Source organism: Pseudomonas sp. TE3-3-F2023, assembly GCF_036784815.1.
Lineage (GTDB): Bacteria > Pseudomonadota > Gammaproteobacteria > Pseudomonadales > Pseudomonadaceae > Aquipseudomonas > Aquipseudomonas pudica.
In genome coordinates, this window is record NZ_CP145113.1 from 2170482 (window position 1) to 2194086 (window position 23605).

Genomic DNA, 23605 nt, shown 5'->3' on the forward strand with positions numbered 1-23605 from the left:
AATGTTGCCGTTGTGGATTGCCTTGCAGTTTCTCAGCAGCCTGCCGGTGAGTCTGCCGGGCATGCCGGCGCCGCGTGAGGTGGGGCGCTCGCTGCTCTGCTACCCGCTGGTCGGGCTGCTGTTCGGCCTGTTGCTGTGGCTGGCCAGCCACCTGCTGCAGGGCACACCGACGCCGCTGCACGCGGCCCTGCTGCTGACGTTGTGGGTGTTGCTCAGTGGCGCGTTGCATCTGGATGGCCTGGCGGACAGCGCCGACGCCTGGCTGGGTGGTTTCGGTGACCGCGAACGCACCCTGCTGATCATGAAGGACCCGCGTAGCGGGCCGATTGCCGTGGTTACGCTGGTGCTGGTGCTGTTGCTGAAGTTCTGCGCGTTGTGGGTGCTGGTCGAGCAGGGCACTGGCGCGCAGTTGCTACTGGCACCGTTGATCGGGCGGGCGGCGATGCTTGGGTTGTTCCTGAGTACGCCTTATGTACGGCAGGGGGGTTTGGGGCAAGCGCTGGCCGAGCACCTGCCCCGGCATGCGGCCGGCTGGGTGCTGCTGGGCTGTGTGCTTTTTTGTCTGGTCCTGGGCGGGTGGGTCGTGGTGCTGGCGTTGGCGGTGTTTGCCTGGTTGCGACAACTGATGTGCCGGCGCCTGGGCGGGACTACCGGCGATACCGCTGGTGCAATGCTGGAGTTGCTCGAACTGGCCGTGGTGCTGGGGTTGGCGTTGGGCCTCTGAGCCTTGCTCCTGCAAGTAACCGCGCAAGCAGGATGTTTCTGTAGGGCGTTTCTGAGCCTAACGTGTCGGTAAATTCCTGAAAAAATCAGCAAGAACCGGCATCTTTTCACTGGCGTATGCTTGCCCCTCCCGCAAACTGTCGAGGAGTGTCGGCACCATGCGTCATGTCATTCTCGCTGCGTTTTTGTTGGCGATGGGGTCTGCTGCCATGGCAGCCGATCTCATGGCTTTCTGGAACACCCCCCGCCACGGTGGCAACAGCTTCAACCGGCTGCCGCCTGATCAAGCCTACTTCGACGCCTTGAGCGGTTATGGCGCAACCTGGGTGCGGCTGTCCTACGACAAATGGCAGCCGGCGGAACGCGACTTCCTCCTCGGCGATGCCGACGCCTTTCAAGGCCTGTCTGCGGCCGACCTGGCCACGCTGCGAGCCACCCTCGATCGCGCCCATCAGGCCGGCCTCAAGGTGGTCATCGCACCGCTCTCGCTACCCGGCATGCGCTGGTCGCAAAACAACCAGGGCCAGTTCGACGACCGCCTTTGGCAGGACAAACGTTACTGGTTGCAGGCTGCGGCCTTCTGGCGGGATCTGGCCCGTGAGCTGAAAGATCACCCGGCTATCGCCGCCTACAACCTGGTCAACGAGCCCGCCCCGGAGAAGCAAGGTGGCCTGGCCGAGCATGCCGACCCAGGGCAAATGCAGCAGTGGTATGCACGGCGGCAGGGCAGTGCGCGTGATCTGCCAGCCCTGTATCGGCAGTTGATAGCGGCCATTCGTGAAGAGGACGCGGATACGCCGGTCATGCTCGATGCCGGCTGGTTCGCCGCCGCCGACGCCTTCGGTTACTGGCCGGCACCTCTGGAAGACCTGCGGGTGCTGTACAGCGTGCACATGTACGAGCCCTATCTGGTGACCAGTGCACCGAACATGACGCGCAAGCAACCCATCGCCTATCCCGGCCCGGCACCGTTCGCGGGGCAGACGCAGCAGTGGGATGGCCAGCGTGTGGCGCAATACCTGCGCCATCCGCTGAACTGGGCCGAGTCCATGAACGTGCCCCGCTCGCGGTTGGTGGTGGGCGAGTTCGGCTGTATGCGCAGGCTGCCGGGCTGCCGGCAATACCTGGAAGACGTGCTCAGCGTGCTGGATCGCCACCGGTTGCACTGGGCCTTCTACAGCTTCCGAGAAGATAACTGGGACGGCATGGACTACGAACTGGGCTCGGCCAAGGTGCCGTGGCGCTACTGGCAGGCAATCGAGCAGGGCGCTCCAGACCCGCTGGCGCGCAAGGCTACAGTAGAGTTCGAGCCTATTCGCCGTCGCTTGAACCTGGTTGAGTAATTGGGGCCGCTTTACGGCCCATCGCCGGCAAGCCAGCTCCCACAGGTAGAGCGACAACCTCGAGAGCAACGCTTTACCTTTGGGAGCTGGCTTGCCGGCGATGGGCTGCGTAGCAGCCCCATTAATGCGATGTGGCAGGCATTAGGGCAGAGGGACATAGTGAAATCTCTTGCAACACACATGACGCGGGTATATACACGTATTCATGTTGACCAGTGAATGCATCTGCACCCATCTGCGTCGTGCCGCCCGTGGGGTGAGCCGGCATTACGACGAGGCCCTTGCCGGCTTCGGGGTCAATGTCGCCCAGTTTTCCCTGTTGCGTCATTTGCAGCGGCTCGATCGCCCTAGTATCACCACGTTGGCAGAGGCCATGGGCCTGGAGCGTAGTACCCTGGGCCGCAACCTGCGGGTGCTGGAGGCTGAAGGGCTGGTGGCCTTGGCCGATGGTGACGATCAGCGCAACCGTGTGGTGCTGCTGACCGAGGCCGGTACCCAGCTGCTGCACGCTGCCCATCCAGCCTGGGAACAGGCACAGGCCGAACTGGTGGAGCGGCTGGGGGCAGGGCAGCGGGATGAACTGGTGCGTTTGCTGAACCAGCTGGCTTGAATTGATACGACTATAAGCGGGTATATACCCGTAAAACCTTGCGATGTGCTGGAGATAACGACAATGACTTCGGTGTGGCGAACCAGCGGGTGGGTATTGGTGGGGGCAGCGCTGATTCTGGCACTATCCCTGGGTGTACGGCACGGCTTTGGCCTGTTCCTGGCGCCGATGAGCGCGGACTTCGGCTGGGGGCGTGAGGTGTTCGCCTTCGCCATTGCCTTGCAGAACTTGATCTGGGGGCTTGCGCAGCCGTTCGCCGGCGCCCTGGCCGACCGCATGGGCGCGGCGCGGGTGGTGATCATTGGCGGTATTCTCTACGCTGCCGGGTTGGTGCTGATGGGCATGGCCGACTCGGCCTGGTCGTTGTCGCTGAGTGCCGGCTTGCTGATCGGCATCGGTCTGTCCGGCACCTCGTTCTCGGTCATCCTCGGTGTGGTTGGGCGTGCCGTGCCGGCTGAAAAGCGCAGCATGGCCATGGGCATTGCCAGCGCTGCCGGTTCTTTCGGCCAGTTCGCCATGTTGCCGGGCACCCTCGGCCTGATCCAGTGGCTGGGCTGGTCCGCTGCGTTGCTGGTGTTGGGCCTGATGGTGGCGCTGATCGTGCCCTTCGTCGGCCTGCTGCGCGACCGGCCGCTGCCCACTCACGGTGCCGAACAGACCCTGGGCCAGGCCTTGCGCGAGGCGTGCTCGCACTCCGGCTTCTGGTTACTGGCGCTGGGCTTTTTCGTTTGTGGTTTTCAGGTTGTGTTCATTGGCGTGCACCTGCCAGCCTACCTGGTCGACCAACACTTGGCCGCGACCACCGGCACAACAGTGCTGGCGCTGGTAGGCCTGTTCAATATCGTCGGTACCTTCACCGCTGGCTGGCTGGGCGGGCGCATGTCCAAGCCGCGCCTGCTGACCGGATTGTACCTGCTGCGTGCGGTAGTGATCGTGCTGTTCCTCTGGGCGCCGGTGACTGAAGTCAGCGCTTACCTGTTCGGCATCGCCATGGGCCTGCTGTGGTTGTCCACGGTGCCATTGACCAACGGCACGGTGGCCAGCGTGTTCGGCGTGCGCAACCTGTCCATGCTTGGCGGTATCGTCTTCCTGTTCCACCAGTTGGGCGCCTTCCTGGGCGGCTGGTTGGGCGGAGTGGTGTATGACCGCACCGGCAGCTACGACCTGGTCTGGCAGATTTCCATCCTGCTCAGCCTGCTGGCTGCCGCCCTCAACTGGCCCGTGCGCGAACGCCCGGTCGCCCGGCTTCAGGCTCAGGCTGCATGAACCGCTACGTGGCGCGTGGTCTACTGGCCGTTGCCGCCCTGTTGCTGCTGGCGCTGGTTTGGTGGGGTTGGCACAAGGGCGGGATGGCGTTGATGCAACTGGGCATGAGTGTTTGTTAGACGCTACCCTGCAAGTTCAGGAATTGTCTTGCGGGAGAAACGAGTCATGCGTGCACATTGGTTGACGGTGCCGGTGCTGGCCCTGCTTGCCAGCGCATCGAGCTGGGCTGCCGATTGCCCGGCGTTGTTGCAGGGTAGCCTTCCAGAGTTGCGGGGCAAGGGGCAGGTGGACCTGTGCGAGCGCTTTGCCGGCAAGCCGCTGGTGGTGGTCAACACGGCCAGTTACTGCGGTTTTGCGCCGCAGTTCGAGGGGCTTGAGGCGACGTACAAGGAATATCACGAGCAAGGCCTGGAAATGCTTGGTGTGCCGTCCAATGACTTCAAGCAGGAGGACGCCGACAGCGAAAAGACTGCCAAGGTCTGTTATGCCAACTATGGCGTGACCTTTACCATGACGAAGACACAGGCGGTTCGGGGCGCGGATGCGATACCGCTGTTCGCGGAACTGGCCAGCCAGAGCAGTGCGCCGAAGTGGAATTTCTACAAGTACGTGGTAGACCGCAAGGGCAAGGTAATTGGTAACTTTTCCAGCCTGACCAAACCGGATGATCCAGCGTTCCGGGCTGCCATTGAAAAGGCCATTGCCTCCCAGCCATAACCTGGCTGCTCTTGCTCTTGCTCTTGCTCTTGCTCTTGCTTTTCAGCGCGCAATAGTTCAGGCGCCGCCGATTGCGACTTCAGGAGGCCGAGCGGAGGGACTGCGGAGGGAGGTGACGGGCATGGATGCCCGTCAAGCGCTGAGGCCCCATGGATGGGGCCTGCAGCGCGTACTCCCGGGAGCAGGCCCGTAGCGAGGGGACCCCGGAGCGCAGCGGAGGGGCCGGATGATAGGAGCCAGCGTTTTTTGGTTACTTTTTGTCGCGTTTGACAAAAAGTGACCCGCCGTAAGGGCGGAAAGGTGAATAAGCGCCACCTTAGAAAATGAATGTTGACCTTGTTGTTGATGCCCACGCTTGAAAGCGAAGAGCGAAGAGCAGAAAAGTACTGGTCTTGATTCCGCGCATAGTCCATTTACGATGGCGACGCATACTCACCTTTTCGCCCTTACGGCGAGTCACTTTTTGCCAAACGCGGCAAAAAGTAACCAAAAAACGCTGCGCTCCCATCATCCGGCCCCTACGCTGCGCTCCGGGGTTCCCTCGCGCCGGTCTTGCTCCCGGGAGTACGCGCTGCAGGCCCCATCCATGGGGCCTCAGCGCTTGACGGGCATCCATGCCCGTCACCTCCCTCCGCAAGCCCTCTGCTCGGCCTCCTGAAGTCGCGAAGATCAAGAGCAAGAGCAAGAGCAAGAGCAAGAGCAAGAGCAAGAGCAAGAGCAAGAGCAAGGGACTTGCCTGGGTTTCAGGTTACTCTCACTTTGAATGCACCGTAATCGTCACCAACCGCACCACCACCGGCCTGACCATCAACACACAAACGAACGCCACAGGCATCGCCAACTGGTAAGCCTTCAGCACGTTGCCAAGGTATTCAGGGTTGATCCCCCCATTCGCTGCCGTGATCACGAAACACATCAATAGCGCCATGATGGAGGACATGTAGAAGGCAAAAACATAGGGCGTGGCGCCCGGGTGCAATTTGCGTCGGCTGCGCGTCTGGGACAGGTTGCTCATGCGAACTCCTGAAAGGTAAGTAGAGGCGCAGGTTAGCAACGCATCCGGTAGCAACTGTAGACCAGCCGCATTGAGTTCTTTATAAAGAGATTCTTACGAATCCAGGGCTCAGCATGGATCTGCTCAACGCCATTCGCAGCTTCATCAAGGTGGTCGAAGCCGGCAGCATCGCCGCCGGGGCCCGCAATCTGGGCCTGAGCCCGGCCGCGGTCAGCCAGAACCTGGCGCGACTGGAAGGCCACTTGCAGGTTCGCCTGCTCAGCCGCACCACCCGCAGTATGGCGCTGACACCCGCTGGCACCCAGTATTACGAACGCGTCAGGCACATCGAGCGCGACCTGGCCTTGGCCGAACAGGCCGTCACCACCCCCGACAGTGAGCCCCAAGGGCGGCTGTGCATTGCTTCGACGTCCGCCTTCGGTCGTCACGTGCTGGCGCCATTGATACCCGCGTTCAGTGCCCGCTACCCACTGCTTTCGATAGAGTTGATAACGACTGATCGCCGGGTCAACCACGCCCGGGAGGATGTGGACGTGAGCCTGCGCATTGCTCCGCAACTCGAAGACCAATTGTTGGCCCGGCATATCGCCCGTATCCCGTTCATTTGCTGTGCCTCGCCCGGTTACCTGCAAAGCGCCGGCGTGCCGGCCACGCCCGAGGCCTTGCGTGAGCACCGCTGCCTGGTGTTCCGCTACCCGGTGGATGGGCGCTTCCTGCGTTGGGGGTTCATGCGCGACGGGCTGCGGTTCGAGGCAGAGTTCGGCAGCGTATTGATCAGCGACGACATAGACGCCCTGACCCAGATGGCACTGCACGATGGCGGCATCACCCGCCTGGCCGAGTTCATCGTACGGCCGCATTTGGCCACCGGGGCGCTGGTGCCGTTGTTCGAATACAGCGATAGCGGCCAGGCCTATGCCCAGACCGAACCGATGGATATCTACCTTTGCTTGGCCGACCGCTTCGCCATGACCGCAAAAGTGCGTATGTTCATGGACTACCTGCGCGAATGCCTGGGTGACAGCTGGCAGGTGCAGGCATGAAAAAAAACCGCCACGAGGGCGGTTTTTCATGTAACGCGTACTGATCAGAAGCGGTAGGTAAGGGATGCACCGATACCGTGAGCACTGTTCTCGTACTTGGCCCGGTAGCTGCCCTTGGTCGCGCTGGCCAGATTCACCTTGACGTCCTCTTCCCACAGGTAGGAGTAAGCGACGTCGATGGTCATGTCGTCGTTCGGGCTCCAGCCTGCACCCAGGCTGAATATCCGGCGGTCGCCAGTCGGGATACGCGGCGAGCGGTCGTGGTTGTTGGTGGGCGCCTGGTCGACGGTGAAGCCGGTACGCAGCACCCACTCCTTGTTGACCTTGTACGATGCACCGATGGCATGAGCCCAGGTATCATGCCAGTTCTGCTCTTCGGTGATGGTCTGGAACGCCGAACCTGCCAGTGGTGCCGGAACATCGTTCTGCACGGTAATGTCTTTCAGGCGGCTCCAACGCGTCCAGGTGCTACCTGCGTACAGGGTCCACTGGTCGTCCAGTTCATGGGTAACCGAGAGGTCGACCGATTCTGGTGTCTTGATTTTCAGCGTAGCGTCGAACTTGTTGCCGTTGAACGGCCCGATCAGCGGGGTGCTGACACGGGTCTTGCCCTCGAGCTTGTAGTCGACCATCGAGTGGTAAGTCAGGCCGACGCGGGTGCGGTCGGTGGCTTGTACCAGGATACCGATGTTGTAGCCGACGGCAGTATCGTCACCCTTGATCTTCACTTCGCCGTCATTACGACCCGGGGTGAACGGGTTGATCAGGTTCGAGCCCAGTTCCCCCTCGATGCGGTTGATGGTCGGGCCAAAACCGATCGAGACCTTGTCGTTGAATGCGTAGCTGACGGTCGGCTGGAATGTGACAACCTGTACGTGGCTCTTCTTGCCCCAGTAACGTGCGGCGTCATCGCTGCCATAGTCGGTTACCAGGCCGAACGGTACGTAGACACCAAAGCCGACGCTCCAGTGGTCGTCGATCGGTTTGACGTAGTAACCCATGGGTACGCCAACGACAGGCACCATATCACCATCGGTTTCCCCCCCGAGATTGCTGCCCGGGCCCGAGATGTCGGTCTTGGCGATGACGGCTGCGCCGCCCACGGTGAACTGTTCGCGCTTGAGGCGGGACATGCCGGCCGGGTTGCCAAAAACGGTGCTGGCATCTTCGGCAGAGGAAGAACGTCCCGCGAAACCTGTCCCCATGCTGCTGATGCTCTGTTCGTTCAGCGCGAAGCCGCTCGCGAGCAGTTGGCTGGAAGCGAGTGCGACGGCTACGCCGAGGGAGGCTTTGAGCATTACTTTTTTCATTATTAGAAAACTCCTTGGGATCTCCGGGGCGAAAAGCTACCAACAATTCACGCGCCGCGCTATAGCCTCAATCGCGGGAGATAGAGCGGTTTTGTAGGACAATCCGACCAAAATTCCCTTTTTTCCGGGTGCGTTGTAGGACGCGTCCTAAGATGCCTGCGGCAATCTCTGATCTATGCAGGTATGCCAGGCGTGGGTGAAGTCGCGCAGGCGACCTTGGGGGTTGAAAATCTGCCGCCAGATCCGCGCCAGTGCGAGAAGGTCATCGGCGGCAGGCAGTGGCGTGGCCTGCTCTTCAACGAGCATCCAGGCAATTGCGGTGGAATAGCGCAGGTTTACGGTGAGTTCCAGGTGCGGGCCGCCCAGGAAGGCATGCTGGCTGGCCAAGCCGCGGACTAGGCTTGCCAGGTCGGGGTCACGGGCAAGGTAGTCGTCCCAGATCGCCTGGTGACGGTGTTCGCCGATACGGTACAGGCCATGGCCACGACGGTCGTGCAAGGCCGACCCCAGGGCCGACTGGCTGGCGGCGATGCCCAGCAACAAGGCTTCGGCGCTGGCGCAGTGACGGTTCAGGTAGACCAGGGTAGGTCGGATCACATACTGACACAATTCATTCGCCGCGATACCCATGATGCCCTCGAGCAGTTAAGGGCCGGACGGGCGCTGGAGCTTGGCAGCTGGTAAGTGATCAGGCCCGCCGGAAGCGGCAAGCACCGCTCGAGTTGAAGTGTAGTGTGATAATCGTGGTGTAAAGGGCTGTTTTTAAATCGATTGCTGCCTGACGTACCGGGCTATATGCCTTAAGGCAATTACGCCACGAACGTTCAGGCAGGCTTGCGATGGGATGATTCAGCGCTTGAATACCGCAGTATTCGCCGCTCACGCGGTGAGCGACTGGCGGGTTCGGGCGATGACCGCCTGCAGCGGTTCACTGCGGCTGTACTGTTCAGGGTACAGGCGCTCGGTGTGGCAAGCGACGCCGTGTTCGTCTACCAGGGTGAAGCTGAAGCTGCCCTTGCGTGGGGCAACGATGAGGCACTTCAACGGCGAGAAGGCCTGGGAGAGGGTGCCAATGGCAGCCTGAATCTGATGATGAGTTTGCATATTGTTGGATGTTCCTGCTTTAAACACGGGGGTTATGATCCGTGCATGATAGAAACGTTCCAGTGACGCCTTTATTAAGGGACGAACGAACCTGACTGGAACAGGGCAGCCAGAGGGAGCGCATTCAAAGGTGGGCGCATGGGCTGACTGGTAGGTACTTCGGAAGGCAGGCAGCACGCCGGGGCCAAGGTTCTAGGCCGTCGGTATGGGATCCTGATCAATCTGTCACGTGATTCGTGCTTGAGCAGCGCGTGGCTTGCGAGTGAATCATCGAATGGGCCGGTCCTGGTTTCAGCAGCGCCACCCTTGGGAGGAGCGGTTCTGCAAGGACGCTTCAGGCCAGAATTGACTTTCAGCTTGGTACTAACGAGACGCACCTTAGCGGAAATACCGGTGCTTGGCAAGCATTTCATGTTTGTTCAGCTGAGCCGGGCAGTATGGCGCGTATTTGCCCTGCTGGGAAGAGGGAGCAAAAGGCCCGCATCCAGACTGATGTACCGATTTCGTGCACTCAAATGAAGGTTTATGGTGCACTTGTTCACATTCGGAGCATTGCTTGCAACTGCCTCGCAGCACGCTGCGGCAGCCTCGCCAATGCCTTGACTGGGCGGTTAAGTCAATGAAAAAAAACACTATTTTTAGCTGGTGAAAAAATCGTCAGTTTGAGCGAAAGCCCCAGTTCATAGGGGTTTGCGGGGGATGGGAGGGGGTTGTCCACCGAGTTATCCACAGGAACTGTGGATTGTCCCCGGCGCTTGCTCTAGGACGGGCGTGCCAGCACTACATTGTACTGTCCGACAATCGACGTGCTCCGAAAGACCTGTTGGTCATCCTCTTGAAAACGTCAAGAAAAGATCATTGAAAATTTTTTCAATCCTCCGGAAATAGAAAGGCCAAGGCGCAAGAAAAAGGGTAGAGTGGCGCGCCTTTCGAGTTGCCAAACCTGTTGCTCATGAAGTTTCGCGGTAAACCCCTCGCCAGCCCCGCTGCATCGATGCCTGCGCCTCCCCCCAAACGGTTCTCCCTCAAAGTGGCTTTGTGGCTGCTCGATAACCCGCGCCTGGGTGACAAGCCGCAGGTCAAGCACCTTGCCGGGCGCCTGTTGAAACAGCCGGCGCGTCAGGGCGTGGTCGTGGCGCAAAGCCGCCTGGGGCAGATGTTGTGCCGCGATTGCGGCAATGCCCGTGACCGGCGTATTGGCCATGAACTGCTGCGCCAGGCCGCCCGTGCTGGTGACCGGCGTGCGCAGCTGGAGTTTGCGCGGCTGTGCCAGCACAGCGAGCCGGAGCAGGCTAGGTACTGGCTGGAGCTGGCGGCGGGACAGGGGTCGCAGGAGGCGCGGCGGCTTTTGAGGCAGTGGTTCCATGCCTGAGGTGTATTGCCAGCAGTGGCCTCTTCGTGGGTGAACCCGCGAAAAGGCCGGAGCAGGCAACACACCGCTCAGGCTGATAAGCTGCGATGCATTCATCCAGGATCATTCGGGGTAAGCATGACAGTGGATCTGGCCAGCATTCTGCTGGGCTTGGTGGCAGGTGCAGTACCTTGCCTGGGTTGGGTCATGCAGGTGCAGCGCCGCCAGGGCGCGCGGCAAGGCGAGCAGGCCTTGCTCGAAGAGCGCCTCAATGCTGCCCAACTGGCCCTGGCCGGCCTGCAGGCGCAACTGGACGCCAGCCGCGACGAGGTCAGCGACCTCAGCGAAGCCAACACCGTCAAGCAGACCCAGCTGGCCGCCCTGGGCCGTGAGCTGGAACTGCTGCAGATCGACCGCGACAACGCCCGTGACGCCGCCCACGCCTGGAACCTCGAGCGTGCCAACCGCGAAGCCGAACTGCGCCGCCTGGAGGCCCAGACCGCACGCCTGGACGCCGAACTGCGCGAGCAGCAGGAAAGCCACCAACAGCGTCTGGAAGACCTGCAGGAAGCCCGCGACACACTGCGCGCTCAATTCGCCGACATGGCTACCAAGATCTTCGACGAGCGCGAGCAGCGCTTCGCCCAGACCAGCCAGCAGCACCTCGGCCAGTTGCTCGACCCGCTCAAGGAGCGCATCCAGGCCTTCGAAAAACGTGTGGAGGAAAGCTACCAGCAGGAAGCCCGCGAGCGCTTCTCGCTGGGCAAGGAGCTGGAGCGCCTGCAGCAACTCAACCTGCGCCTGTCCGACGAAGCTACCAACCTGACCCAGGCGCTGAAGGGCCAGAAAACCCAGGGCAACTGGGGGGAGCTGATCCTGGAGCGGGTACTGGAGCATGCCGGCCTGGAAAAGGGCCGCGAATACCAGACCCAGGTCAGCCTCAAGAGCGCCGATGGCGAGCGCTTCCAGCCTGATGTGCTGATCATGCTGCCCGGCGACAAGCAGGTAGTGGTGGATGCCAAGGTCAGCCTCACCGCCTACCAGCAGTTCGTCGCCGGCAACGACGAGGCCGCGCTCAAGCAGCATGTGCAGTCACTGCGCAGCCACGTCAAAGGCCTGTCGAGCAAGGACTACAACCGCCTCGAGGGCCTGCACAGCCTGGATTTCGTGCTGCTGTTCGTGCCGATCGAGGCCGCCTTCTCGGCAGCCCTGCAGGCGGAGCCGAACCTGTTCCAGGAAGCCTTCGACCGGCAGATAGTGATCGTCAGCCCGACCACCTTGCTAGCCACCTTGCGGGTGATCGACAGCCTGTGGAAGCAGGAACGTCAGGGCCAGAACGCCCGCGAGATCGCCGAGCGCGCCGGCTGGCTGTACGACAAGTTCGTGCTGTTCATCCAGGATCTGGACGAGTTGGGCAGCCGCCTGCAGCAGGTGGACAAGGCCTATGCCGCCGCGCGCAACAAGCTGTGTGAAGGGCGCGGCAACCTGGTCAGCCGCAGCGAACAGCTGAAGCTGCTGGGCGCCCGCGCCAGCAAGAGCCTGCCGGCCGACCTGCTGGAGCGGGCGCTTTCCGACGAGGTGTTGCCGGACGAAGCGCTTACTGAACCAGGCTCAGATGGCGATTGAGCATGGCGCGCAGGGCCGCCGGCTTGACCGGCTTGGCCAGGTAGTCCAGGCCAGAGGCATGCACCATGGCGATGGTTTCCTTGCTGCCGTCGGCACTGATTACCACGCCCGGCACCGGCTCACCCAGGCGCGCGCGTAGCCAGCCCATCAGCCCTGTACCGGTCTCGCCGTCGTCCAGGTGGTAGTCCACCAGTGCAAGGTGCGGGCGCATGCCCTTGGTCAGCAGGGCTTCGCATTCGGCACGGTTGCGCGCGGTCCACACCTGGCAACCCCAGCGGCTGAGCAGGCTGTTCATGCCGATCAGGATGCTGTCTTCGTTGTCCACGCATAGCACCTGCAGCCCGGCAAGTGGCTGGCCGACCTGTTCCACCGGGGCGGTGGGCGCCGTGGCGGCCTGCCGGGCAATCGGTACGCTGACGCGGAACACCGTGCCCTTGCCCGGCCATGAGCGCACCTCCAGCTTGTGCCCCAGCACACGGCACAGGCCGTCGGCGATCGCCAGGCCCAGGCCCAGACCCTTCTCGGCGCGGGTCTGGTGGCTGTCCAGGCGCTTGAACTCCTGGAAGATCACCTGCAGCTTGTCGTCGGCGATGCCCGGGCCACGGTCCCACACCTCAAGCCACAACTGTTCACCCTGGCGCCGTGCGCCCAGCAGGATCGGGCTCTTGCCATAGCGCAGGGCGTTGGTCAGGAAGTTCTGCAGCACCCGGCGCAGCAGTTTCATGTCGCTGTCCACCCGCAGGCGGCTGCCGCGCAGGCGGAACTCAAGGCCCTTCTCGGCGGCCAGCACCTTGAATTCGGCGCCCAGGGTGTCGAACAGTTCGTTGAGGGCAAAGGGCTTGGTATCCGGGGTGATCTTGCCGTTTTCCAGGCGCGAGATATCCAGCAGGTCGCTGATCAGCTCTTCAGCCGAGCGCAGCGAGCTGTCCATGTGCTGCACCAGTTGCCGGGCCTCTTCATTCATGCCCTCGGCCTGCTGCGACAAGGCAGCGGAGAACAGCCGGGCGGCGTTCAGCGGCTGCATCAGGTCATGGCTTACCGCAGCCAGGAAACGGGTCTTGGACTGGCTCACCGCTTCGGCACGGCTCTTGGCTTCGGACAACGCCTGGTTTAGCTGCGACAGCTCTTGAGTGCGTTCCGCCACCCGTTGTTCCAAGCTTTCGTTGGCATCGCGCAGGGCCTGCTCGGCCTCGCGGAACGGGGTGATGTCGGTGAAGCTCATGACGAAACCGCCGCCCGGCATCGGGTTGCCGATCAGTTCGATCACCCGGCCATTGGGGAACAAGCGCTCGGAAGAGTGCGCACGGCCCTGGCGCATCCAGTGCAGGCGCCGCGCCACATGCACCTGCGCCTCGCCCGGGCCGCACAGGCCACGCTCGGCGTTGTAGCGGATGATGTCGGCGATCGGCCGGCCCACGCTGATCAGCCCGTCGGGGTAGTTGAACAGTTCCAGGTAACGGCGGTTCCAGGCCACCAGGTGCAGGTTCTGGTCGACCACGCTGATGCCCTGGTTGATGTTCTCGATGGCCCCTTGCAGCAGGGCGCGGTTGAACTGCAGCACCTCGCTGGCTTCGTCGGCAATACGCACCACGTCTTCCAGCTGCATGTCGCGGCCTTCGATGGCGGCCTTGACCACGGCGCGGGTCGACGAGGTGCCGAGCACGCCGGCCAGCAGGCGTTCGGTGTGTTCGATCCAGTCGCCATCGGCGTTCTGGTTGGGGTTGAAGCCCTTGCCCTGGCGGTAGGCGAAGCGGATGAAGCTCTGTCGGGCGCGTTCTTCGCCGACAAAGCGCGAGGCCAGGGTCAGCAGGTCGTCGATCTGCACCGCCAGCAGCGGCTTGCTGCTGGGCCTGGCGCTGGTCTGCTGGCCGATGAAGCGGCCGGCCTGCCAATGCTCGGACACCCGCGTGCGCGACAGCACCGAAACCCAGGCGAACAGGGTGAAGTTGCCCGCCAGCGACAGCACCACGCCCTGGGTAAGCGGGCTGATCGGCAGGTTCAGCGGGTTGCCGTGCAGCCACGCCAACCCTGGGAACAGCTGCAGCGACCAGCCCACGCTGTGCGCGGCAATCGGCAGCACCAAGGTGTAGAACCACAGGAAAATACCTGCGGCCAGGCCGGCGAACACACCGCGGCGGTTGGCCTGTTTCCAGTACAGTGCACCGAGCATGGCCGGGGTCAGCTGGGTCACGGCGGCAAAGGCGATCTGGCCGATGGTCGCCAGGCTGGCGGTGGAGCCCAGCAGACGATAGCTGACATACGCCAGCAGCAGGATCACCACGATGGTCACTCGGCGTACCGAGAGCATCCAGTGGCGGAACGCCTCGAACGGCCGCTCGGCGTTGGTACGGCGTAGCAGCCAGGGCAGCAGCATGTCGTTGGAGACCATGGTCGACAGCGCCACGGCCTCGACGATGACCATGCCGGTGGCCGCCGAGGCACCACCGATGAATGCCAGCAGGGCCAGGCTCGGGTGTGCCTCGGCCAGCGGCAGGCTGATAACGAACGAATCGGAGATTACCGTGCCCGGCAGCAGCATCTGCCCGGCCAGCGCGATCGGCACCACGAACAGCGCGGCGAGCGCCAGGTACATCGGGAATACCCAGCGTGCCAGGCGCATGTCCTGGGGTTCGATGTTTTCCACCACGGTGACGTGGAATTGCCGTGGCAGGCAGATGATCGCCATCATCGCCACGGCGGTCTGCACCACCATCGACGGCCAGTTGATGGTTTCCTGCCAATAGTCCTGCAGGTGGATCGACTGGCGGGCCTGGCTGAACAGGTCGTCGAAGCCGTCATACAGGTTGAAGACGATGAAGATGCCTACGGCGAGGAAGGCCAGCAGCTTGATCAGCGATTCGAAGGCAATCGCCAGGACCATGCCACGGTGGTGTTCGGTCACGTCCAGGCTACGGGTACCGAAGACGATGGCGAACAGTGCCAGTACCAGCGACACCACCAGCGCGGTGTCCTGCACGCGGGTGCCGGTAGCGTCGGCATTGGCGCCGATCAGCAGGTTAACGCCCAGCACGATCCCCTTGAGCTGCAAAGCGATGTACGGCAGCACACCGATCAGGCAGATCAGCGCCACGACCACTGCCAGGGACTGTGACTTGCCGTAGCGCGCGGCGATGAAGTCGGCGATCGAGGTGATGTTCTGCTGCTTGCTGATCAGCACCATCTTCTGCAGCACCCAGGGCGCGAAGATCAGCAGCAGCACCGGGCCAAGGTAGATCGGCAGGAATGCCCAGAGCTGTTCGGCGGCCTGGCCGACCGCGCCGAAGAAGGTCCAGCTGGTGCAGTACACGGCCAGCGACAGGCTGTACACCCAGGCACGCAGCTTCGGCGGCAACGGCGTGCTGCGGCGGTCGCCGTAGAAGGCGATGGCGAACATGATGGCCATATAGGCCAGGGCGACCACGGCGATCAGCCCGCTGGACAACGACATGAATACTCCGAAGCAAAAAGATAACGCGGTCCCGATCAATCAGTCTGGCACGCAGGTGCCGCTTCGTCAGCGCAGACGATGGTCGCAGTGGCAGGTGGTCGCAGGGTTCTCTTTAACCTGTGCCGGCCCTTTCGCGGGTGAACCCGCGAAGAGGCCAGCAGAGCAGACATCATCCTTTGCGGGTACCCAGCCAATAAAACACCCCCGCCAGTATCACCGACAACACCAGCAGGTAGAAGATCGCCCCTGGCCACAGATGCACCAGGGCAAACCCCACCATCACCGGCCCCAGTGCCGCGCCGAGGTTGGACAGGTTCTGCGCACCGTAATACACCCCACGCAAGTGCTCCGGCGCGATCAGGTCGATGAACATGTACTCGGCCGGGATCACGATGATCTCGCCCAGGGTGAACACCAGCATCGCCAGGCACCACGCCAGCGCCGAACCGGCCAGGGCAAAGCCCAGCAGCCCGGCGATGAACAGGCCCATGCCGGCCAGCAACCAGGGGATCAGGCGCTGGCGGCTGATGCGGCGACCGATCAGGTACTGCAGGGCAATCACCGTCACTGCGTTGGTGGTCACCAGGTAACCGATCAGACGCGCCGCCTCGGCCGGGCTGCTGGTCACCACCAGGTACTGCGACAGGTAGGCAGTGAACTGGCCGAATACCACCGCGCTCAGCACCCCGCCCAGGGTGAAGCATACCAGCCGCCGGTCACGGGCCAGCCCCAGCGCCACCTGGCCAAAGCCGGCCCCGGGCTTGTCCGGCGCATTGGCTTGCAGGCTGCGGTCACCCAGGCGCCAGTAGGCCAGGCACATAGCCAGGCCGAGCAGGGCGGAGGCGATGAACGGCATATGGTCGTTCAGCTCCAGCATGGCCACGCCCAGCAGCGGGCCGGCGGCGTAGCCGACGTTGCTGAGGGTGTACTTGATGGCGAACACCTCGGCCCGTTCCTCCACCGGCAGCAAGGCGCAGAAGCCCGCCTTGGCGGCGATGTCGACCACTGCCAGGGCCAGGTTGATCAGTACCAGGCAGAGAAAGAACAGCAGCGCCGAATTGCTGACGACCGCGCCGATGAAGGCCGCGGCAAACAGCAGGGTGCTGGCGCTGACCAGCGTGTGGTTGCGCAAGGTATCCACCAGGTGGCCGCCATACAGGCTCAGCAGCGAGGCGATGATCAGCGCACCACCGATCAGCAGGCCGATCTGGCTGATTGGCAGCTGGAAGTTGTCGGCCAGGTACACCACCAGGTAGGGCAGGGTAAGGGCGCGGGCGACGGTAAGGGTGAAGGTGGTGGTGAGCAGCAGGCGTACGGTGTGCGGGTAGCGTTTTATGGCGGCGAGCATGACCACATCCTTGTTGTTCTGTTTTGCCGGGCGCCAGCATATGCCAACAGAGGCTTGCTGCGCAGGCCTTTCGCGGGCACGCCCGCTCCCACAGGTGCGGCGATGTGATATCCGTGTGGGAGCGGGCGTGCCCGCGAAAGAGCCGGTACAGTCCTGCAAACTCCTTGAGCGCTTGCCAGCCAGCGCATTTCCCATGCAGATTTGTGGCTTGTCGCGCCCGGCGCGCCTCCAATTGAAAAGCCCTCAGGACCAAGGACGATGAGTCACTCCTCGCAATTCACCTTGCTCGGCAAGCGGCGTTTCCTGCCGTTTTTCATCACCCAGTCGCTGGGTGCCTTCAACGACAACCTGTTCAAGCAGTCGCTGATCCTGGCGATCCTGTTCAAGCTCAGCCTGGGCGAGGGTGACCGTTCGATCTGGGTCAACCTGTGCGCCCTGCTGTTCATCCTGCCGTTCTTCCTGTTCTCTGCGCTCGGCGGGCAGTTTGGCGAGAAGTTCGCCAAGGATGCGCTGATCCGGGCCATCAAGCTGGCCGAGATCGCGATCATGGCAGTAGGCGCGCTCGGCTTCATCACCAACCACCTGGCGCTGATGCTGGTGGCGCTGTTCGGCATGGGGACCCACTCGGCGCTGTTCGGCCCGGTGAAGTACTCGATCCTGCCGCAGGCACTGCGCGAGGAAGAACTGGTCGGCGGCAACGGGCTGGTGGAAACCGGTACCTTCCTGGCCATCCTTGCCGGCACCATCGGTGCCGGGGTGATGATGTCGGCCGACAGCTATGCCACCGTGGTGGCCGGTGGCGTGGTCGGCACCGCCGTGCTCGGCTACCTGGCCAGCCGCTGGATCCCGCGGGCCGCTGCCGCTTCGCCGCAAATGTCGCTGGACTGGAACATCTTCAGGCAGTCGTGGGCGATCCTGCGCATGGGCCTTGGGCAGCCGCCGGCGGTGTCGCGCTCGATCGTCGGCAACTCGTGGTTCTGGTTCGTCGGTGCCATCTACCTCACGCAGATCCCTGCCTATGCCAAGGACTGGCTGCACGGTGATGGCACCGTGGTGACCCTGGTGCTGACCCTGTTCTCTGTGGGGATCGCCCTGGGTTCGCTGCTGTGCGAGCGCCTGAGTGGGCGCAAGGTGGAAATCGGCCTGGTGCCGTTCGGCTCGTTCGGGCTGAGCCTGTTCGGCCTGCTTTGGTGGTGGCACTCCGGCGATGTGCCGGCTGCGGCGGCACCGCATGACTGGCTGGCGCTGTTGGGCATGGGCCAGGCCTGGTGGATCCTTCTGTCGATCGTCGGCCTTGGAGTGTTCGGCGGCTTCTACATCGTTCCGCTGTACGCACTCATCCAGGCCCGCACCGCCGAAGACCAGCGCGCCCGGGTGATCGCTGCCAACAACATCCTCAACGCCCTGTTCATGGTGGTGTCGGCAGTGCTCACCATCATCCTGCTGGGCCTGGCCGAGCTGACCATCCCGCAACTGTTCCTGGTGGTGTCGCTGCTCAACATCGCGGTCAACGCCTATATCTTCAGGATTGTGCCCGAGTTCACCATGCGCTTCCTGATCTGGCTGCTCAGCCATTCGATGTACCGGGTTCAGCACCGCGACCTCGAACGCATCCCCGACGAAGGCGCGGCGCTGCTGGTGTGCAACCACGTGTCGTTTGTCGATGCGCTGCTGCTGGGCGGGGCGATCCGCCGGCCGATCCGCTTCGTCATGTACTACAAGATCTACAACCTGCCGGTACTCAACTTCGTGTTCCGCACCGCAGGCGCCATCCCGATTGCCGGGCGCAACGAAGACCTGGCCATCTACGAACGTGCTTTCGCGCGTATTGCCGAGTACCTGGCCGATGGCGAGCTGGTATGCATCTTCCCTGAAGGCAAGCTGACCGGGGATGGCGAGATCGATGTGTTCAAGGGCGGCGTCAACCGCATCCTCGAAGAAACCCCGGTGCCGGTCATTCCGTTGGCCTTGCAGGGTTTGTGGGGCAGCTTCTTCAGTCGTGACCCGGCCAAGGGCTTTTTCAAGCGCCTGTGGTCGCGGGTGACCATCGTGGCAGGCGCCGCCATCCCGGTGGAGGCGGCGCAGCCAGAAGCCTTGCGTGAGCAGGTCAGCCGCCTGCGCGGCAACCTGCGCTAAGGGGAGGTTAGCTGGCGCTGACTTTCAGGCCGACCAGGCCGGTAACGATCAGCGCCACGCTGACCAGGCGTACCAGGGCCATGGACTCGCCGAACAGGATGATGCCGGCGATCACCGTGCCGACAGCGCCAACACCGGTCCAGATGGCATAGGCGGTACCCAGCGGCAACTCTTTCATGGCCAGGCCCAGCAGGCCCAGGCTGATGGCCATGGCGGCGACGGTGAGGACGGTGGGCAGTGGCTTGCTGAAGCCATCGGTGTATTTCAGGCCGACGGCCCAGCCGACCTCGAACAGGCCGGCGAAGAACAGGATGACCCAGGACATTGTGTATCTCCATCGTTGTGAATGATGGGGCCGTCCCCGGAATGGTCACGCGGTGCGTCGTGAGGTCGTCCTCACAGTGGATACATGGTGCACACCTGCAGCCCTAGGGGCAAGCCTGTGCCGGTCCTTTCGCGGGCGCGCCCGCTCCCACAGGTACTGCACAGGTCTGAAGATTGTGTAGATCTCTGTGGGAGCGGGCGTGCCCGCGAAAGTGCCAGTGCAGGCAACATCAATGCCTGGCCGGCTCCCCACCTTCAGCTTCTGCCACAGGTTCCCCCATGCGCCGGAACCAGGTCGACAGCAGCGCCCCGGAAATATTGTGCCAAACGCTGAACAACGCACTCGGTACCGCAGCCAGCGGCGAAAAATGCGCCGCCGCCAGTGCCGCGCCCAGCCCGGAATTCTGCATGCCCACCTCCAGCGCCAGCGATTTGCGCTGTGCCAATGGCAGCTTGCACAGCTTGCCGGTCAGGTACCCCAGCAAGTAGCCGAAGCTGTTGTGCAATATCACCACCGCCATTATCAGCAGCCCCGACTCGGCGATTTTCGCCTGGCTGGCCGCCACCACCGCGCACACGATCATCACGATACTCACCACCGACACCAGCGGCAGCACCTGCACCGCCGCCTGCACCCGCGCGCCAAGCAGCCGCTGGGCCAGTACGCCGAGCACGATCGGCAGCATCACCAGTTGCAGGATCGACCAGAACATGTCCATGAAGGACACCGGTAGCCAGGCCGAGGCCAGGAACCAGATCAGCGCAGGGGTCAGCAGCGGCGCGAGCAGGGTGGTCACCGCGGCAATTGCCACCGCCAGCGCCAGGTCGCCGCGGGACAGCCAGACCATCACATTCGACGCTGTCCCGCTCGGGCAGCAGCCAACCAGAATCACGCCCACGGCAATTTCCGGCGGCAGGTGGAACAGCTGGCACAACAGCCAGGCCATGCCCGGCATGATCACGAAGTGCGCGACCACCCCCAGCATCACTCGCCAGGGCTGGCGGGCGAGGGCGGCGAAGTCATCGAGCTTGAGGGTGAGGCCCATGCCGAACATCACCAGGCCCAGCAGCGGCACGATGGCCACCTTCAAGGCGATGAACCATTGCGGTTGCAGGAAGGCCAGTACGGCGAACACCAGCACCCACAGGGCGAAGGTATTGCCGACGAAGCGGCTGAGGGCGGCGAGGGCACGCATGGGGGCAATTCCTTTTCTGTTTTCATAGCTTCAAGAATTTCACTGGCCTCTTCGCGGGCTTGCCCGCTCCCACAGGTACACCACAGTACTCAGAAACTGTGGTGTACCTGTGGGAGCGGGCAAGCCCGCGAAGAGGCCAGTACTGTCTGAGGATATATCCCAGGCCAGCACCGGCATTTCAAAACCAGTCAGACCCCTTGCGGAATCTCTTCCCCACCCAGCGCCTCGAACAGCACCGGCAGGAATTCGGCAAAGGTCATCATCATGAGCTGGAAGCTGGCATCGAACTGCTGGGCAGCCTCATCGCCACCATCCTGTTCGGCCTGCTCCTGCAGCAGCTCTTCGAACTTCAGGCGCTTGATCACCATCTTGTCATCCAGAATGAACGACAGCTTGTCCTGCCAGGCCAGGGCCAGCTGGGTAACCACCTTGCCGGTGCTCAAGTGCAGCTGGATTTCCTCGCCGGTCAGGTCCTGGCGCTTGCAGCGCACGATACCGCCATCTTCGGCGGTGTCGCGCAGTTCGCATTCGTCCAGCACATAGAAGCCTTCGGCAGCTTCCTGCGACTTGACCCACTCGGTCATGGTGGCAACCGGTGCGATTTTCACGGTGGCCGGGCGCACCGGCAGCGAGCCCATCACTTCACGCAGGGTCGACAACAGGTCTTCGGCACGCTTGGCGCTGGCCGAGTTGACCAGAATCACGCCCAGGCGCGGGGCAATGGCGGCGAAGATCATCGAGCGGCGGATGAACGCGCGCGGCAGGAAGGCCTGGATGATCTCGTCCTTGATCTGGTCGCGTTCCTTTTTATAGACCTTGCGCATCTGCTCGGTCTCGATCTCTTCCACCTTTTCCTTCACCGCGTCGTTGACCACGCTGCTGGGCAGGATGCGTTCTTCCTTGCGCGCGGCAATCAGCAGGTACTCGCCGCTGACATGCACCAGGGGAGCGTCTTCGCCCTTGCCGAATGGCGCGACGAAACCATAGGTGGTCAGCTCCTGGCTGGCGCAGGGGCGGGCCGGCTTGCTGGCCAGGGCCGCTTCCAGCGCTTCAGGCTCGAACGGGACTTCCTGGGTCAGGCGGTAGGTCAGCAGGTTCTTGAACCACATGAGGGGCAATCTCTCCTTAATGCATAAGGCGGGCATTATTCTCCGAGCGGTGCTCTCAGGCCAACCCTGTCGGAGTGCCAGTAGCTGTGGCTGGATGTAAAGATGCACGTGGCAACGCTAGGTCTTTGAAAGACCTGAGGTTTTTTTTGAAAAAAGTTTAAAAAGTGCTTGCCAGGGGACGGGGCCGTCCGTAGAATGCGCGCCACACCGAGACGAAGGGTGATTAGCTCAGCCGGGAGAGCATCTGCCTTACAAGCAGAGGGTCGGCGGTTCGATCCCGTCATCACCCACCACTCGATGTTTAGCGCAGCGGTAGTTCAGTCGGTTAGAATACCGGCCTGTCACGCCGGGGGTCGCGGGTTCGAGTCCCGTCCGCTGCGCCATATTCCACTTCCAGGGCCTACTGAACACCCGGAAGTAACAGAGAAAGCGACCTCAGGGTCGCTTTTTTTGTGCCTGTGATTTGGTGTTTTCGAGAAATTTGCAAAAAGTTTGATAAGTGCTTGCCAGAGCGGAAAGTCGCCCGTAGAATGCGCGCCACACCGAGAGACATGGGTGATTAGCTCAGCCGGGAGAGCATCTGCCTTACAAGCAGAGGGTCGGCGGTTCGATCCCGTCATCACCCACCACTCGATGTTTAGCGCAGCGGTAGTTCAGTCGGTTAGAATACCGGCCTGTCACGCCGGGGGTCGCGGGTTCGAGTCCCGTCCGCTGCGCCATATTCCACTTCCAGGGCCTACTGAACACCCGGAAGTAACAGAGAAAGCGACCTTAGGGTCGCTTTTTTTGTTTCTGCATTGAGCAAAAAACCAACAGGCGCTGCCTGGCCCCTGTGGGAGCGGGTTTACCCACGAAGAATGCGACACGGTGCATGGCACCGGCTTTGCCGGTGTTCGCGGGTGAACCCGCTCCCACAGAGGATCTGTAGCAATTTCAGCGGCGACGCTCTTCTTCCCGTAAGGTCAGCACCTCGACCCCATCCTCGGTCACCGCCACGGTATGCTCCCACTGCGCCGACAAGCTGTGGTCGCGGGTAATCACCGTCCAGCCATCCTTCAGCGTGCGCGTCCCGCGTCCGCCCTGGTTGATCATCGGTTCGATGGTAAACACCATCCCCGGCTTCAACTTCAGGCCCATCCCGCGCTGGCCAATGTGCAGCACCTCGGGCCCTTCATGCATCTGCTGGCCAATGCCATGCCCGCAATACTCACGCACGACGCTGTAGCCCGCCGCTTCGGCATGGGTCTGGATGGCATGGCCGATATCACCCAGCGTAGCCCCGGGGCGTACCTGTTCGATGCCTTTCCATAGCGCGCCATAGGTGGTGTCGATCAGGCGCTGCGCCTCATCGCTGATCGGCCCGATGCTGTACATCTTCGACGAGTCAGCGATATAGCCGCCTTGTTCCAGGGTGATGTCGACGTTGATGATCGAGCCTTCTTTCAGCACTTCACCGACCTTGGGCATTCCATGGCACACCACATGGTCCACCGAGGTGTTGAGCGAATAGGGGAAGCCATACTGGCCCTTGCTCGCCGGGCGAGCCTTGAGCGTGCCGACGATGAACGCCTCGGCGCGGTCGTTGATCTGCATGGTTGTCACGCCGGGGCGGATGAAGCTGTCGAGGTCGGCGAACACCTGGGCAAGCAGCTGGCCGGCGCGGCGCATCAGGTCGAGTTGGGCGGGGGTCTTGATAATCACCTGGGACATGGGGGGAGGGCAGTGGCTCGTGCTGGAATGTGCCCCAGCATAGCGCCATGGGGTGTGGGGTTGCCATTGCATGGTGCATAGCCTGTACCGGCCTCTTCGCGGGCACGCCCGCTCCCATAGGTGCAGCACCGCTCTCAGGCCTTGCGATATCCCTGTGGGAGCGGGCATGCCCGCGAAAGGGGCGCACAGCTGGCCCATAAATTGCTGTTTCACCTCCATCCAGGGC

The 23605-nt window shown here is 62.5% G+C and carries 20 protein-coding genes and 4 tRNA genes; 14 read left to right on the forward strand and 10 right to left on the reverse strand.

What is annotated here, in order from left to right; genetic code table 11:
• Position 1 precedes the first annotated feature (1 nt).
• From V3314_RS09900 to V3314_RS09925, 6 genes are all read left to right on the forward strand, one after another.
• Complete coding sequence (locus V3314_RS09900; RefSeq protein WP_046617185.1) at positions 2-724, forward strand: adenosylcobinamide-GDP ribazoletransferase; 723 nt, start codon at positions 2-4, stop codon at positions 722-724.
• A 223-nt stretch (positions 725-947) separates the two neighbouring features.
• Positions 948-2066, forward strand: coding sequence for a cellulase family glycosylhydrolase (locus V3314_RS09905; protein WP_200900023.1), 1119 nt, complete (start codon positions 948-950; stop codon positions 2064-2066).
• A gap of 205 nt (positions 2067-2271) precedes the next feature.
• A complete protein-coding gene (locus V3314_RS09910; protein WP_046617187.1) occupies positions 2272-2676 on the forward strand; it encodes a MarR family winged helix-turn-helix transcriptional regulator in 405 nt (134 codons plus the stop codon).
• Positions 2677-2748: 72 nt separating this feature from the next.
• A complete protein-coding gene (locus V3314_RS09915; RefSeq protein WP_181381671.1) occupies positions 2749-3942 on the forward strand; it encodes an MFS transporter in 1194 nt (397 codons plus the stop codon).
• Positions 3939-4061, forward strand: coding sequence for a hypothetical protein (locus V3314_RS09920; protein WP_256573786.1), 123 nt, complete (start codon positions 3939-3941; stop codon positions 4059-4061). Before V3314_RS09915 ends, V3314_RS09920 begins: the two co-directional genes overlap by 4 nt.
• 46 nt (positions 4062-4107) lie before the next feature.
• Positions 4108-4659, forward strand: a complete 552-nt coding sequence (locus V3314_RS09925; RefSeq protein ID WP_085602047.1) for a hypothetical protein — start codon at positions 4108-4110, stop codon at positions 4657-4659.
• Positions 4660-5413: 754 nt separating this feature from the next.
• Here V3314_RS09925 and V3314_RS09930 read toward each other — a convergent pair.
• Positions 5414-5674, reverse strand: coding sequence for a DUF2798 domain-containing protein (locus V3314_RS09930; protein WP_046617164.1), 261 nt, complete (start codon positions 5672-5674; stop codon positions 5414-5416).
• A gap of 113 nt (positions 5675-5787) precedes the next feature.
• Between V3314_RS09930 and V3314_RS09935 the strand changes: the two genes are divergently transcribed.
• Positions 5788-6717, forward strand: a complete 930-nt coding sequence (locus V3314_RS09935) for a LysR family transcriptional regulator (protein ID WP_322493231.1) — start codon at positions 5788-5790, stop codon at positions 6715-6717.
• 44 nt (positions 6718-6761) lie between these two features.
• Here V3314_RS09935 and V3314_RS09940 read toward each other — a convergent pair whose 3' ends face one another.
• The 3 genes from V3314_RS09940 to V3314_RS09950 form a co-directional block, all read right to left on the reverse strand.
• On the reverse strand, positions 6762-8027 hold the full coding sequence (locus V3314_RS09940; RefSeq protein WP_046617166.1) for an outer membrane protein transport protein: 1266 nt from the start codon (positions 8025-8027) through the stop codon (positions 6762-6764).
• Positions 8028-8174: 147 nt separating this feature from the next.
• On the reverse strand, positions 8175-8657 hold the full coding sequence (locus V3314_RS09945) for a hypothetical protein (RefSeq protein ID WP_025338041.1): 483 nt from the start codon (positions 8655-8657) through the stop codon (positions 8175-8177).
• A 249-nt stretch (positions 8658-8906) separates the two neighbouring features.
• The gene (locus V3314_RS09950; RefSeq protein WP_003257337.1) at positions 8907-9131 is read right to left on the reverse strand and encodes a hypothetical protein; all 225 of its coding nucleotides are present in this window, start codon (positions 9129-9131) and stop codon (positions 8907-8909) included.
• 952 nt (positions 9132-10083) lie between these two features.
• Here V3314_RS09950 and V3314_RS09955 point away from each other — a divergent pair.
• Both V3314_RS09955 and rmuC read left to right on the forward strand, forming a co-directional pair.
• The gene (locus V3314_RS09955) at positions 10084-10503 is read left to right on the forward strand and encodes an SEL1-like repeat protein (protein WP_046617173.1); all 420 of its coding nucleotides are present in this window, start codon (positions 10084-10086) and stop codon (positions 10501-10503) included.
• Positions 10504-10734: 231 nt separating this feature from the next.
• Positions 10735-12108, forward strand: coding sequence for a DNA recombination protein RmuC (rmuC, locus tag V3314_RS09960; protein WP_338460312.1), 1374 nt, complete (start codon positions 10735-10737; stop codon positions 12106-12108).
• Here rmuC and V3314_RS09965 read toward each other — a convergent pair.
• Both V3314_RS09965 and V3314_RS09970 read right to left on the reverse strand, forming a co-directional pair.
• Positions 12080-15556: a hybrid sensor histidine kinase/response regulator gene (locus tag V3314_RS09965; protein WP_046617168.1), complete on the reverse strand. Its 3477-nt coding sequence runs from the start codon at positions 15554-15556 to the stop codon at positions 12080-12082. The genes rmuC and V3314_RS09965 overlap by 29 nt on opposite strands.
• Before the next feature lie 169 nt (positions 15557-15725).
• A complete protein-coding gene (locus V3314_RS09970) occupies positions 15726-16904 on the reverse strand; it encodes an MFS transporter (protein ID WP_046617169.1) in 1179 nt (392 codons plus the stop codon).
• A 258-nt stretch (positions 16905-17162) separates the two neighbouring features.
• Here V3314_RS09970 and V3314_RS09975 point away from each other — a divergent pair, with 258 nt between their 5' ends.
• Positions 17163-19040 carry an MFS transporter gene (locus V3314_RS09975; protein WP_046617170.1) on the forward strand — a complete coding sequence of 626 codons (1878 nt, stop codon included), beginning with the start codon at positions 17163-17165 and terminating at the stop codon, positions 19038-19040.
• 7 nt (positions 19041-19047) lie between these two features.
• On the opposite strand, the gene sugE is transcribed toward V3314_RS09975, so the two are convergent.
• From sugE to rdgC, 3 genes are all read right to left on the reverse strand, one after another.
• Positions 19048-19365 carry a quaternary ammonium compound efflux SMR transporter SugE gene (gene sugE / locus V3314_RS09980; RefSeq protein WP_046617171.1) on the reverse strand — a complete coding sequence of 106 codons (318 nt, stop codon included), beginning with the start codon at positions 19363-19365 and terminating at the stop codon, positions 19048-19050.
• A gap of 229 nt (positions 19366-19594) precedes the next feature.
• Positions 19595-20560 carry a bile acid:sodium symporter family protein gene (locus V3314_RS09985; RefSeq protein ID WP_108481211.1) on the reverse strand — a complete coding sequence of 322 codons (966 nt, stop codon included), beginning with the start codon at positions 20558-20560 and terminating at the stop codon, positions 19595-19597.
• 188 nt (positions 20561-20748) lie between these two features.
• Positions 20749-21669, reverse strand: a complete 921-nt coding sequence (rdgC, locus tag V3314_RS09990) for a recombination-associated protein RdgC (RefSeq protein WP_013971401.1) — start codon at positions 21667-21669, stop codon at positions 20749-20751.
• A 217-nt stretch (positions 21670-21886) separates the two neighbouring features.
• Here rdgC and V3314_RS09995 point away from each other — a divergent pair.
• The 4 genes from V3314_RS09995 (at position 21887) to V3314_RS10010 (ending at position 22388) form a co-directional block, all read left to right on the forward strand.
• Positions 21887-21962 (forward strand) — tRNA-Val (locus tag V3314_RS09995).
• Between the two features lie 13 nt (positions 21963-21975).
• Positions 21976-22052, forward strand: a tRNA-Asp gene (locus V3314_RS10000).
• 170 nt (positions 22053-22222) lie between these two features.
• A tRNA-Val gene (locus V3314_RS10005) sits at positions 22223-22298 on the forward strand.
• A gap of 13 nt (positions 22299-22311) precedes the next feature.
• A tRNA-Asp gene (locus V3314_RS10010) sits at positions 22312-22388 on the forward strand.
• Between the two features lie 214 nt (positions 22389-22602).
• On the opposite strand, the gene map is transcribed toward V3314_RS10010, so the two are convergent.
• Entirely contained in the window at positions 22603-23451 is an 849-nt protein-coding gene (gene map, locus V3314_RS10015; protein WP_135001706.1) for a type I methionyl aminopeptidase, read from the reverse strand.
• Positions 23452-23605: the final 154 nt, after the last annotated feature.